This window comes from Nocardia glycosmidis (assembly GCF_052545115.1).
The window spans coordinates 102,741-115,918 of the sequence record NZ_JBQWRH010000008.1 but is presented as its reverse complement, the minus strand read 5'-3'; the positions used below and the strand labels follow the sequence as shown (position 1 = coordinate 115,918).

Here is a 13,178-nt window from a genome sequence, read left to right as displayed (position 1 = left end):
CGTCTCCTCGGGGCGGCTCTGCGGCCTCGCCACCGCTTGTCGCCAGCCCTGTCACGAGCGGCACGAGCATTCGAAGGATCATAAGTTGTAGCTGTACGTGGGGCATATTTTTCAGACCGTACAAACCGGTTTTTGTGAGAGCCGACCGGCTTCCGCCGCGGACGCGCGCCATGATGCCTTGCCCGGAGCAAACGGGCCCTGAGATCACACTGTGCCCGCGGGGGCGATCCACCGCGTGGGCTGGCCGGTGATCTGCGCAACGGTCTCGAAGTCCGCGTCGTAGTGCAGAACTGTCAGTCCGCCCAGCTCCGCAGTCGCCGCTACCAGGAGATCGGCTAGCCCTGCGCTCCGTAGACAGCCTTGCTTGGCCATCTCGTATTGCACTTCCCGTGCTCGCTCCCAGACTCGCTCAGGCATGGGCTGCCAGGGGTAGATGTCGGCAAGATCATCTCGATCCTGTTCGAAATCGGCCAGTGACCGGGATGAGTAGAGGAACTCCGTCTCGGTCGCCGCGCAGATATGCACCCGACCCGCCTGCACAGTGCCCGCCCATACCGAGGCGACGGTGGGATGCCCCATACGCGCCAGAGCGCTGGTGTCGATGAGATACCGCTCTACCGCCACGCCTCGGCCTTACGCCCAGGCGCGACGATGTCGTCGTACGCACCGGCCTGGGACCGAGACATCATCCGTTCTAGTGCTGCCGAACGCCGATAAATGGCGATGACCTGGTGCAACGCCGCGTTGACGGTGTCCTTCTTGGTCGTGGTGCCGAGCAGATCGCCTACCTTGGCCAAGGCTGCATCGTCGATGTCGATCATTGTTCGCGACATATCTTCCGCCTCCAGGAGATGCATGATTCTTGAATCAAGAGCATACGATTACATGAAATTATATGCCTCAAATAATCGCAACGGGCACATGGACTCGAACCGTGCTCGTCGTGCGGCTAGCAGCATTCGTCGTCGCTCGGAGTTCGAGCATGTCGAACCCAGAGTCGTGGGTCGAGATCGGGAGGGGCGCTGGGGAACTGCTTCACGAGCGCCCCGTATAGCCGAAGGATCATCAGTTGTAGCTGTAGGTGGGGTCGTTGTCTTCGCGGTACGCGCGAACTGTGGTGTCGATCAGGCGCCTCAGGTGGGCGTTCAGTGCGGAGGTGTCGGCGGGTTCGGCGCGGATGTCGTGGGTGGCAGAGTAGACACCAGTCGCGCAGAACGCCACTCACCGACCAGACGATTGCGGTTTGCTCGGCTTACACACCGAGACCGTCGCCAGCCGCTGTGTCGCGTCAGTCATCCCCGATCGTCAGCGGATTCGGATCGGATCGTCGGTCGCCAATCCGTTGCGGGTCTCGACGGTGACGCCGATGCCGGCGGGACGGGCGTTCGGGTCGTACGGAGTGAACTTTTCCAGCGAACCCCAGTCGCGTGCCCAGTCGCGGTCGAGATAGCTGGGGACGGTTTGCGACTTCAGCAGCAGGCCGGTCCAGCCGAGGGGGCCGCCGCCGATGTCGTCCTGCCAGGCGTTGGAGGCGTCGGAGCCGACTCGGTCGGGCAGGATACGCCAGTTGGGGATTTCGGCGACGCCGTCTTTGTGGTCGAACGGGCGCTGGCATGGGAACGCGAGGCCGACGTGCCAGTCGAGCAGGACCGGGTCTTTCGATCCCACTACCGAATTCAGCGTGGCCAGTTTGGGCAGGCGGGGCGGGGTGACGGCCAGCCACTGCTTGGTCGTGATGTCGTTGTCGATCGCGACCAGTCGCACCGCGTTCACCTCGGCGGGCAGCTGGTCCAGCGGCACCCGCAGGTTGCGCCAGGACGGCGCCGGGCCGATATCCAGCGGATCGATCGAACCGAGGGTGCGCACCTCTCCGTTCGCGTCGCGGATGCCGTACTCCAGATGCAATTCCTGGCCATAGGTGAGCACACCGTCGGCGTCGACGGACCGAATGCGGCCCGCGGCGGTGATCGCGAGCACCTGGTAAGCGGGGTCGTGACGCAGGCTGTCGGTGAGGTCGAGCCGGTACCACTGGGTGGTCAGCTTCGCCTGTTGCTGCTCGCCCTCCTGATAGCTGCCGAGCACCGGGGTCTTGGCCGGGTCGAGGCCGAACGGGAGCGCGACGGTGCTGCCGTTCACGCCCGCCTGCGCGGTGGTGCCGCCTCCGGTGCCCGCGCCGGTGGTCTTGGTGGTCTTGTTCTCGGAGTCCTTCTCCACCGAGTTCGCGCCGCCGCCGACTGTCTCCTCCGCGTCGGCGGTGAGGTCACGCGCGACCCCGTTCGGCGTGAAACCTTTGTTCTGCGCGGCTAATCCGTCTGCCAGTGCGCCGGTGTAGGGCTGCAACAGCGAGTCCGCGGTGTTCGTTTCCACCATGACCTCGTTGGCCAGTGCGCACGAATCGCCTTGCACGCTTTCGACATTCGACTTCGTGATCGAGTACGCCGGATACTGGGTTGCCGCGGCCTTGGCCAGCGAGGCGACCTCGAAGATCACGAGCAGCGCGGCCGCGATGGTCAGCGGCGCCGAGGCCCACCGATCGAAACGCCGTGGCGCGGTGGTGCTCTCGCGTCGATACGGCTCGCGATAGTGCTGCCAGACCGCGATCAACAAAGCGACGCCGCTCAGACCGAAGAAGAGCGTGGACAGGCCCTTGCCCGCGACCAGCGGAGCCTTGTCCCACCACGGCACCCCGTAGCTGGACACGTACCACCATCCGTTCGACCCGGTGAAGGTCACCGCCAGCAGGAACAGCACCGCGGCGGCGAACAGCGACCGATTGCGCGCCGAGCGAATGCCGGTGGTGCCCACCGCGACTGCCGCGAGCGCGGCCAGCGATCCGGCCAGTCCGGCGTACACGCCGAAGTGATGGGTCCACTTGGTGGGGGTGAACATCATCAGCAACAGCGAGGCGAACACGATGCCGAGAATGCGCACCGACGGGCCGCGCGAGGTACCCGGAATCCGTCCCTTGCGCAGCACCTGCAAGACGCACACCAGCAAGCACAGCAGCATCACCAGTACGCCGAAACGCCGCGCGAGCGAGCCGTCCGGCGACAGCATCAGCAGCGAGTCCCACCGGGTGCGCTCGTCGAACCAGGCCACGTTCGGGCCGACGATCGTACGCACCCTGGTGGCCTCGAGCACGGTCGACAGCGTCTGGTCGGCGAAGATCACCACCAGTACCAGCGTGCCCGCGGCCAGGCCCGGCGCGAGCAGTGCCGCCAACCGGAATGCCGTGCCTGCTCGGGACGGCTTGTGCAGGTCCGCTGGGCCGTTCACCGCGGCCGCTGCGTCCGCCGAACCGGCGGCGGCCGCGTCGGCGTCCGCCCCGGTCCGGGTCGCGACAGCCCCACGCGCACGCTTGATGAGGATCAGCAGCACCGGTCGGGAGCCCGCGATCAGCGCCGCGATGCAGATGAGGCCGGTCGGGCCTGCCGCGAGCGAGAAGGCGGCGATCAGGACGGCGACCGCGGCGGGCAGCAATCGCCCGGTCGCGATGGCGCGTTCGATCGAGCACCAGGTGAGCAGCGCGCCCGCGGCGATCAGCGGCTCGGGACGCAGACCGTTGTCGTAGGGCAGCCAGAACGCGAGGAACACCAATCCCGCCGTCCACAATGCCACCTTGTTGCGCCGCACCCGAGCGCCGAGCCGCGGCAGCACTTCCCGGCTGATCACCAGCCAGCAGATGATTCCCGCCGCCAAGGTGGGCAGGCGCATCCACAGGCTGGCGTCGGAGATTCGGGTCATCCACGCCAGCGCCTCGTAGGACCAGCCGAACGGCGCTTCGGGCACCGCGAACCATCGGTAGTAGTTCGCCATATAGCCCGCGTGCTCGGACGCGCGCGCCATGTTCAGGATGTAACCGTCGTCGGAGGTGTTGGCCCCGATGACGTGCCACAGCGCCAGCGTGCCGAGCACCACGCCGTCCGCGGGTGTCACCCGCCACCAATGCGCAGGCAGGAACCGCCGTGGCTTACGGCCGTCGCTGGTGTCGAGCAGGTGCAGTGCGAGCAGTGCGATCAGCGTGAACACGGCGGCGGCGATCATCGCGGCCAGCTTCAGCGGCGACGGTGTGGAGGAGAATCGCGAGTCGATGTCCGCGTGCACCCGCGCGCCGTCGAGCCGGCCCGCGTCCAGGTCGGTGAACACGCCCACCATCTGCGGCCGGATGTCCCGGCTGACCGTGGACCGGAACGGCGTGCCGTCCTGTCTGGTCACTCCGGTGAGTTCCGCGGTCGTGGCCGCCGCGGTGGACTCGACCGTCAGCGTCGCGCAGGATCCGACCTCGGCCAGCGGCGCCGACAGCAGCGGGATATCCCGCAGGACCACCGAGAGCACGCCGTCGGCCACCGAGACGACCAAGCCTTTGGTGGCGGCCTGGCCGGACGCCATCGGAACGGTGGACAGCACAGTCCCCGTGCCGACCGCTCCCGTGAGCGAGCAGGGCAGCGTGGCGTCGAACCGCAGCGGCTCGTAGGACACCAATGGCGCGGCAACGCTGGTCACGCCGGACTGGGGCCAGTCCAGGCTCGCCCGATCCTGCCGAACCGGCAGCAGCGGGGTCAGCAACGCCAGGAGGAATCCGAGGAGCCCCGAGACGAGGGCGATCAATCGGTTACGGGTGAACGCTCGAGAAGATCGGTCCGGTCGCACGGTCGTTGATGCTAGCCACCGCCCGGGGTACCCGGACTACCGCAACGTGTGAACGTGTCCGGCAACCAGACGTCCCCGACCCGGATGAGGGCGAATCCGAGCCGCGGCGTGGCGGCTTCCCCAGCCGCCTCGCCGACCTTCTCATCAGTCACAGGTGCATCCATCTTGCTCAGGAGCTACACCGAAGAAATAGCTCTGGCCCACATTCGGTGGTCGGCGACAGCGAGCCCGGAGCGCCGAGGTTGCACCTGCTGAATCAGGCCGGTGTAGTCGATACCTCGCGATGCTTGCCGCCGGGCGAGCACCTCTGTTCGGGCGGGCTCAACCTCTTCGCATCGTCCGGGAGGTACCGCTCAGCGGTGGACGGTGACCAGGGTGAACGGGCCGATATCGGTGGTGGTGAAGCGCGGGTCGGCGAACAGCTCTTTGGGGAAGCTCACCGGGTAGCGAGCGACGTTCGGGTCGTTCGGGTAGACGTCTTTCGCCAGCCGCAGCGTGTACGTGTCGCCGCTGCGCCGGAACAGGAAGGCGTCCGGCGCGCGCCATGGGCTCGCGGCTAGGGCGTCGTGCAGCTCCCGCGGCGTCTTCAGCTTGCTCCAGCGCTCGATGGTCGCCGCGCGGCCCGCGAAATCGGCGAGCGGATTGGCGTAGTGCGAGGTGAGTGCCTGGAAGCCGAAGTATGGGTAGAAGGACAGGAAACTGGTGTCGGCCGTGAGCACGACGGTGTCCGAGCGTGGGCGTCCGGTCTGTGCGGTCAGCGCCGCGTCGACCTGACGGTAGAACGACACCGCCGAGGGCGCCCGTTCGTCGGCCCGCTTTCCGTCACCGTCGGTATCGGTGTAGGCGGTGGTGATCTCCGGCGCCAGGATGTGCGGGATGTTCTGGGTGAACGCCAGCGCACCGATCGTCGCGACCGCGATCACCACGAGCCGGAACCGAGCGGGTTCGTTCAATGCCTGGTAGATCGCTCGCGCGCCCTCCACGAACCCGAATGCTCCCGCGACCGCGAGCAGCACCAGCAAGACCGGCTCCAGCCGGAACGACAGCAGCGTCGTGCCCGCCACGGTCGCCGCCATGGACAGCAGCGTCCACAGGTAGATCGCGACCACTCCGATGCCCAATGCCTGTGCCCGCCGCGACGACCCGCCGCGCAGTACCAGCCACACCGTGCCGATCAGGCACAGTGCACCGAGCAGCGAGAAGTCGAACATCGGCAGCGGCAGCTCGGAACCAGCTTCCGGCAGGTAATGCAGGGCGGTGCCAGAGCTCGCGGTCCGCCCACGCAGCGCCTTCGCCAGGTACGGCGCCCACACGACGAGCGCGACCGCTGCGGCGATTGCCCCGAGCACCACCAGCCGCACCAGCGGCGGCAGCGCCGCGCGCCAGGACCGACCGGTGACCACCGTACTGGCGGCGCGCTGGTCACGCACCGCGAGCGCGGCCGCCGACAGGCCCATCAGGCCGATCGCGAATGCGGCTACAAGGAAGTAGAGCGTGTAGAAGGTGGCCGCCAAGCCGAGGAACAACCCGACGCCGATAACCGCGCCCCAGCCCCCGGCGGTGCGTGGCTCCTGTTCCGCCGTGCCCGACCGAAGGTCCTCGGGCGGTCGGTGCAGCGCACCCCAAGCGAGCACGAGCGCGGGTGGAAGCAGCAGCACGATGACGGCGCTGTAGGCCTCCGGCGCGGCATACGCCACCGTGACCGCGGTGCTCGCCGCCGCGACGCCCACCGCCCAGTCCGCACGGATCAGCTTCGACCACAGCACCAGCGCGACCACCGCGGCCACCGCGAGGAAGCCGATCGCGTACGGCTTGAACACCTCCCAGCCGTCCAGCCCGAGCAGATTCGCGACCCGCCCGCCGATCCAGAACCAGCCGGCCGGGTACATCGGCGGCAGCTGCGCGTACGTCATATCGTGCAGCGCGGCGGAGTCGGTGAGCCGGGTGAGGAACTCGGTGCGGAACTCCTGATCCACCGAGACGCCGAACAGATACAGCTTGGTCGCCGCGAGCGGCATCCCTAGGGTGACCGTGACAAACGTCGAAATCCCCACCCAGGAAAGCAGTTTCGCGACCCACGGCCACTTGTGCAGTCGCAGCAGCGCGATCGCCGCCGCGAGCAGCCCCGCGGCGACGACCTGCCCGACCGTGGTCAGCGCCCGGGTCACATTCGAGGAGTTGAACGCGGGCCACTGCACCATCGAGAACGCCATCAGCCCGACGGCGGCTACCGCGACGGCGACGACCGTCGCGAGCGCGGCCTCCCCGAGACCGGAGGCGGTCTGTCGCACGAGCAGCGTCGTCCGCCCTGGAGGCGGGGTGGGATCGGCGGAACGCGCCGCCGCCGCGCCCGTCGCGGTGACGGTGCTCAACGGACCGCTCTGTGCTCGTCGCGCTCGATTACTCGCATGGCGCCTCCGGATTCACTGGGGGTCGACTCCGTCAGACGATAGGTGCCCACGCGATCGACGATCACGCGGGCACCCGGATCCGATCGTCCGGTCAGATCGGCAGTCTGCGGAAGATCGCGCGCGGGACGTGCCGCAGCACCATCATCACGTAGCGGAAGGCGCCCGGCGCCCAGACCAGTTCCGTACCCCGCTGCGAGGCCGCGACCGCGAGGACGGCAATGTCTTCCTTGTCGACGGTGAGCGGCGCCTCCTTGACGTGCGCGGAGAACCTGGTCCGCACCATGCCGGGCCGGATCACCAGCACCCGCGGTCCGTGCGGGCGCAGCGCCTCGCCGAGACCGAGGTAGAAACCGTCCAGGCCGGCCTTGGTCGACCCGTAGACGAAGTTCGAGCGCCGCACCCGTTCACCGGCGACCGAGGACATGGCGATGATCCGCCCGAAGCCCTGCGCCTTCATCTTCTCGCCGACCAGCACGCCGACCGAGACCGCCGCGGTGTAGTTGACCTGCGCGACCCGGACGGCCTTGCGCTGGTTCTGCCACAGTTCTTCGGGGTCACCGTCGAGGGCGAAGGCGACGATGGCGACGTCCACGTCGCCGGCGTCCCACGCGGCGTCGACCACCTTCGGGTGGCTATCGGTGTCGAGCGCGTCGAAGTCGATGACGTCGACCTGGCTCGCGCCCGCGGCCTTCATCTGAGCGACCGCGTCCTCGCGCAGTGGGTCACCCGGAAGCGCCGCCAGGACGATGCGCGCGGGGCCCTTCTTCAGGTACTCCGCGCAGATCGCCAAGCCGATCTCCGAGGTGCCACCCAGCAGCAGAATCGACTGCGGGTTGCCAACGGCATTGATCACTGCAGCTCCAGCCTTCTCGCCATATCGGACATGAAAACACCGGTGGGATCGACGCTTCGGCGGACCTTGATCCACTCGTCGATCCGGGGATACATCTGGTGGAACGTCTCGGCGGTGGTCCGCGAATCCTTCGCCGTGTACAGCCGCCCGCCGAACTCCATGACGCGGCGGTCGAGATCGGAGACGAGCTCGTTGAGGCCGGGCCGGATCGGGAAGTCGCAGCAGATGTTCCAGCCTGGCATCGGGAAGCTCAACGGAGCCGGGTTACCCGGACCGAACAGCTTGAACACATTCAGCGCCGAGATGTGCCCGGACGCCTGGATATCGATGATGATCTGCTTGAATTCGTCGACCGCTTCGGTCGGCACCACGAACTGGTACTGCAGGAAACCGGCCGGACCGTACGCGCGGTTCCACTCCGCGATCATGTCGAGCGGGTGATAGAACTGCGTCAGGTTCTGGATCTTGCCGGTGTAGGTGCCGCCCATGGCGTAGTACGCCTCGCCGACCGCACCCAGGGTGAGCCGGTTCGCGGTGAAGCTCGGGAAGATATTCGGCACTGTCAGCAATTGCGGAGCATCGAACTTCAGCGGATTTTTCTGCTTCTTCTTCGGCAGCTCGTCCACCGTGGCCAGCCGGCCACGCGTGATGCAGGCGCGACCCAGCTTCGGCTGTGGGTTCATCACGTCGAACCACGCGCTCGAGTAGGTGTAGTTCGCCTCGCTGCCGTCGCTGTGCGCGGCGATGGTCTCGTCGAGCGTCGTGGTCTTCACACCGTCGTTGAGGAAGTACGCCGTCTCGGTGGGCACCATCTCGATGGTCGCGCGCAGGATGATGCCGGTCAGCCCGTTGCCGCCGACGGTCGCCCAGAACAGTTTGGCGTTGCGCTTCGGTGTGATGTGCTGCACCTGCCCGTCGGCGGTGAGCAGATCGATCGAGCGCACATGATTGCCGAAGCTGCCCTCGCTGTGATGGTTCTTGCCGTGGATATCGGAGGCGATCGCGCCACCGATGGTCACCTGCCGGGTGCCCGGCAGCACCGGGACCCAGAGCCCGAACGGCAGCGCGGCCTTCATGAGCTGATCCAGGCTGACGCCGCCGTCCACGTCCACGATCCGCGTGTCGCGGTCGATCCGGTGGATGCTGTTCAGGGCGGTCATGTCGACGACCAGGCCACCCGCGTTCTGCGCGTGGTCGCCGTAGGAGCGGCCCAGGCCGCGGGCGATCACGCCGCGCCGCAGGTGGGCGGGCTTGCCGTCGTTGTCCTCGGCGACCATGGCGACTGCCTTGGCGATCAACTCGGGATCGCTGGTCGAGAGCACTTCGGAAGATGTGGGTGCGGTGCGACCCCACCCGGTCAACGTGCGGGTCCGCGTCGGAAGTGTGAACGCATTCCCCGCGGCGGAGCCGTTTGTGACGCCGGCGCCGCTGTCGTTCCCGGTTGTCGTGGTGGCGGTCGGAGCTTTCGTGGACATCGGCATAGAGGCTACAGGTATGACGGCAGATCCGGTCGGGGTCGCTCTACCGCTGGGTAGTGACGCGCGCTGAGTAGTGACGTGCGCTGGGTAGTGACGCGCAGGTCGGTCAGAACCGAATCCTGGTTGTTCTCCGTTCGACGCTACGCTCGTCGGCGTGCAAGCCGAACCCCACCTGCCGCTGCCGACCGAGTTGCCCCTGGTCGACGAGCCCGGCGGCACCGAGGTCGACCTCAAGACGCAGATCATCCGGTTCACCCTCACCGGCGGGTTCTCGGCCGTCGTCGACTACGGGCTCTACAGCCTGCTGCTGAACCTGGTGGGCCTGCCGGTGAGCATCGCCAAGTCGATCAGCTTTGTGGCAGGCACCACAACGGCCTACCTGATCAACCGCCGCTGGACCTTCCAGGCCCCGCCCAGCCGTATCCGCTTCCTCGCGGTCATCGCGCTCTACGCCCTCACGTTCGCGGTGCAGGTCGGCATCAACAACCTGCTGTACTTCACGCTTCCCAGCGAGTGGTGGCGCCAGCCGCTGGCCTTCGTCGTCGCCCAGGGCACGGCGACGGTGATCAACTTCGTCGTCCAGCGTTTGGTGATCTTCAAGATCCGCTGAGCGCTGGCGTGCCTATTCGCTTGCGCCTGCGATCGACGGAGGAGCGGTCGATGCTGGGCGCTCGGGCGCATACCGACTCTCAGGAACCGCTGACCAGCGCGTTCTGCTGCGCCTTCGCGCCGAAGTAGTCGCCGCCCTTGGCGCGCACGTTGTCGGTGCCCCACTCGCGCTGTTCGCGCGGGGCCGGCACCAGATGCGGGATGTGCTTGCGGCAATGGATGTACGCCTCTTCCACATCGACTACCACCCAGTGTTCGGCGACGCGGCCCTTGTGGTCGACGGGTAGGTCGGTCACGACGCTGCGGAGGGCGTGGTCGGGAACCAGGTGCGCCGAGCCGTTGATGTGCAGTCCGATGAGGTCCCGCACGAAATCGATGAGCAGAATCCCGACGTGCGGGTTCTCCAGGATATTGCCCAGACTGGCCATTACGCCGTTGCCGCGATATTCCGGATAGGCGATCCGGTGCTCATCGATGACGTGCAGGAAACCGGGCAGCCCGGCCCGAAAACTCGAGTCGCATTCGCCGTGTTTATCCGCTGTGGCGATGAACGCCATATCCATCCGGCCGATGAATTCGATCATCGTTGGATTGAGTCGATCGAGCACTTGATCGTCGTAGAAGCGCTGGGCGCGATCCTGTGTTCCGTACCGTTCCTGCAGCTCACGTTCTCCGTCGCTGCCATTATGTGCGCTGGGCATTGCCGCCCCTCCAGTTGCCGGAATCCGGGGTTCACCAGGCTCGACGTTGAACCGCGGTCGTACCGAGATCGCGCCAAGTTTAGATGAAATCGCGTGACAAACGTCGCAATCCGCGTCGATCGGGCCTGTGATCCCGGTGCGGCGCAGGGATTTCCGTAGATCGGCGAAAAGCCGACCGGCCGGAACTATTTCCGGCCGGTCGGGATTGCTATTTGGTAACTCGGGCCGGGCCCACTGTGACCGGAACACCGTTGAACACAGCGTTTCCGGAAGGCACGTCGACCACCGAATCATCGGTGAGCACATTCGCGTTGACTCCGGCGTGCGCGCGGGCGACACTCTGCCCGCTGTCGGCGTGGCCCCATCCGTGCGGCAGGCTCACCACACCGGGCATGATGGCCGCGGTCGGCTCCAGCGGAACCGTCAGTGTCCCGGCGGCCGATTTCACCACCGCTAGGTCGCCGAGTCCCAGCCGCGCCACGTCAGCCGGATTGATCTGCAGTGTGCAGCGATTCGATCCGCTCACCAGCGGTGCGATGTTGTGCATCCAGCTGTTGTTGGACCGCAGCTGCCGCCGTCCAATCAGCACGATCTCCGGTGCGGCGTCGGACAGTCGTGCCCGCATTCGCGCCACGTCGTCGAGCAGCGGCCGCGGAGCCAGGTCCACCTTCGCGGTCGCGGTGCGGAGCGCACCGGGCAAACGCGGCTGCAAGGGGCCGAGGTCGATGCCGTGCGGGTTGTCCAGCAGCACGCGCAGATTGAGCGTGCCGCCGTTCCATTCGCCGTACGGGCCCAGGCGCAGCATCAGGTCGATGCGCTGCTCGGTGCTGTTCTCGCCGATCAGCTCGCCGCGCCGGTCCGCGAACCCGGCCTTGTGCAGCAGACCCGCGATGACAAGTTCGTCTACAGCGGTGAGTGGGTCGGCGCCGTTGTGCGGCCGACCGGTCAGCGCTGCGGCGAGGCGGGCCAGGACAGCGGGCTCCGACGGCCGGGCACCCAGGGGCACCAGCGGACGGGAGTACCTGGCATAGTTGCGCACCGCGAACTGCAGCAAGGCGAAATCGTAGTGCGGCGATTGCGTTGCTCGTGGCGGCGGCAGGATCACATCGGCGTGCCTGGTGGTTTCGTTCACGTACCGGTCCACGCTCACCATGAAGTCCAGCTGAGCGAACGCCGCGTCCAAGCGGGCGCCGCTCGGCGCGGACAACACGGGATTCCCGGCGACCGTCACCAACGCGCGGATCTGGCCCTCGCCCGGTGTGGTGATCTCGTCGGCCAGCGTCGCGACGGGCAATTCCCCCATGGCCTCGGGCAGCTCGCGAACCCGGCTCGCCCAGCGCCCGGTGCGAAACGGCCTGGTGCGCGGGATGCCACCCGCTGCGGCCGTGGCGAACATCGCGCCGCCGGGTGCGTCGAGGTTGCCGGTCAGCGTGTTGATCGTGTCGACGAGCCACTGTGTGACCGTGCCGAACTCGGCGGTGCAGGTTCCGATCCTGGCGTAGACCGCCGCGGCCGCCGCCGCCGCGAGCTCACGGGCGAGGCGCACGATCGTGGACGCGGGCACGCCGGTGCGGACTGCCACCGATTCCGGGTCGAATGCCGCTGCGGCTGTGCGCAATTCGTCCAGTCCGGTGACCTCCACGCGGACGTCGGTCAGCTGCTCGGCGAACAGCGTGTGCACGATGCCGAACAGCAGGTACGCATCGCTGCCCGGACGGATGAACAGATGCTCGTCGGCCAGTTTCGCGGTGCGCGTCACCCGGGGATCGACCACCACGAAGCGGCCGCCCCTGCGCCGCAACGCCTTCAGTCTGCCGGGAAAGTCCGGGGCGGTGCACAGCGAGCCATTGGATTCCAGCGGGTTCGCACCGAGCATCAGCAGATATTCGGTGCGGTCGAGGTCGGGTACCGGCACGGTCAGCGGGTCGCCGAACATCAGTCCGCTGGCCACCTGCTTGGGCATCTGGTCGGCGGTGCTCGCGGAGTAGATGTTCCTGGTGCTCAACGCGCGCAGCAGAATCGGCGCGTACAGCGTGCCCGCGACGGTGTGGGCGTTGGGATTGCCCACGTAGGCTGCGGCGGAGTGGTTTCCGTGCTCGGCCACGATCGCGGGAAACCGCTCGGCGATGTAATCGAAGGCGTCGTCCCAGGACGCGGTGCGCCAGGCGCCGGTGGCGCGGTCGCGGATCAGCGGTTCCGTGACCCGGTCGGGGTCCTCGTCGAGCTGCCCGAAGCTGGCACCCTTCGGGCAGAGGAAACCCTTGCTGAAGGGATCATTGCGGTCGCCGCGGACCGAGGTCACGTGGTCGTCGGCGTCCAGGGTGAGTTCGAGTCCGCAGACCGCTTCGCAGAGCGGGCAGGTTCGCAGCAGGGTGCGCGGTTGCGTGATCGGGGCCATACCCCATCTTGGCGTCTACCGGTGGAACTGAGAAGAGAACGCCCGATATCCGCAACGCCGAACGACCGGTACCCGTCG

The 13,178-nt window shown here is 67.3% G+C and carries 11 protein-coding genes; 1 reads left to right on the top strand and 10 read right to left on the bottom strand.

Annotation, left to right across the window (positions count from 1 at the left end):
- Positions 1 to 204: 204 nt before the first annotated feature.
- From ACT86A_RS12605 to dprE1, 8 genes are all read right to left on the bottom strand, one after another.
- Positions 205 to 624: a PIN domain nuclease gene (locus ACT86A_RS12605; protein WP_445092260.1), complete on the bottom strand. Its 420-nt coding sequence runs from the start codon at positions 622 to 624 to the stop codon at positions 205 to 207.
- A complete protein-coding gene (locus ACT86A_RS12600) occupies positions 615 to 833 on the bottom strand; it encodes a type II toxin-antitoxin system VapB family antitoxin (protein ID WP_445092259.1) in 219 nt (72 codons plus the stop codon). The genes ACT86A_RS12605 and ACT86A_RS12600 overlap by 10 nt, the downstream gene beginning before the upstream one ends.
- Before the next feature lie 232 nt (positions 834 to 1,065).
- Complete coding sequence (locus tag ACT86A_RS12595) at positions 1,066 to 1,221, bottom strand: hypothetical protein (RefSeq protein ID WP_445092258.1); 156 nt, start codon at positions 1,219 to 1,221, stop codon at positions 1,066 to 1,068.
- 84 nt (positions 1,222 to 1,305) lie between these two features.
- Entirely contained in the window at positions 1,306 to 4,650 is a 3,345-nt protein-coding gene (locus ACT86A_RS12590; RefSeq protein WP_445092257.1) for an arabinosyltransferase domain-containing protein, read from the bottom strand.
- 11 nt (positions 4,651 to 4,661) lie between these two features.
- Positions 4,662 to 4,802, bottom strand: coding sequence for a hypothetical protein (locus ACT86A_RS12585; protein ID WP_445092256.1), 141 nt, complete (start codon positions 4,800 to 4,802; stop codon positions 4,662 to 4,664).
- A gap of 201 nt (positions 4,803 to 5,003) precedes the next feature.
- Positions 5,004 to 7,022 (bottom strand): arabinofuranosyltransferase, encoded by a 2,019-nt coding sequence (locus ACT86A_RS12580; RefSeq protein ID WP_445092255.1) that lies wholly within the window; start codon positions 7,020 to 7,022, stop codon positions 5,004 to 5,006.
- A 130-nt stretch (positions 7,023 to 7,152) separates the two neighbouring features.
- The gene (gene dprE2, locus ACT86A_RS12575) at positions 7,153 to 7,914 is read right to left on the bottom strand and encodes a decaprenylphospho-beta-D-erythro-pentofuranosid-2-ulose 2-reductase (protein ID WP_445092254.1); all 762 of its coding nucleotides are present in this window, start codon (positions 7,912 to 7,914) and stop codon (positions 7,153 to 7,155) included.
- Positions 7,911 to 9,395: a decaprenylphosphoryl-beta-D-ribose oxidase gene (gene dprE1, locus ACT86A_RS12570; RefSeq protein ID WP_445092253.1), complete on the bottom strand. Its 1,485-nt coding sequence runs from the start codon at positions 9,393 to 9,395 to the stop codon at positions 7,911 to 7,913. The genes dprE2 and dprE1 overlap by 4 nt, the downstream gene beginning before the upstream one ends.
- Before the next feature lie 151 nt (positions 9,396 to 9,546).
- Here dprE1 and ACT86A_RS12565 point away from each other — a divergent pair, with 151 nt between their 5' ends.
- Complete coding sequence (locus tag ACT86A_RS12565; RefSeq protein WP_445092252.1) at positions 9,547 to 10,002, top strand: GtrA family protein; 456 nt, start codon at positions 9,547 to 9,549, stop codon at positions 10,000 to 10,002.
- 79 nt (positions 10,003 to 10,081) lie between these two features.
- Here the strand turns inward: ACT86A_RS12565 and ACT86A_RS12560 are convergent, their stop codons facing one another.
- Both ACT86A_RS12560 and ACT86A_RS12555 read right to left on the bottom strand, forming a co-directional pair.
- Positions 10,082 to 10,702, bottom strand: a complete 621-nt coding sequence (locus ACT86A_RS12560; RefSeq protein ID WP_445092251.1) for a pyridoxamine 5'-phosphate oxidase family protein — start codon at positions 10,700 to 10,702, stop codon at positions 10,082 to 10,084.
- A gap of 208 nt (positions 10,703 to 10,910) precedes the next feature.
- The gene (locus ACT86A_RS12555; RefSeq protein WP_445092250.1) at positions 10,911 to 13,100 is read right to left on the bottom strand and encodes a molybdopterin-dependent oxidoreductase; all 2,190 of its coding nucleotides are present in this window, start codon (positions 13,098 to 13,100) and stop codon (positions 10,911 to 10,913) included.
- Positions 13,101 to 13,178 lie beyond the last annotated feature (78 nt).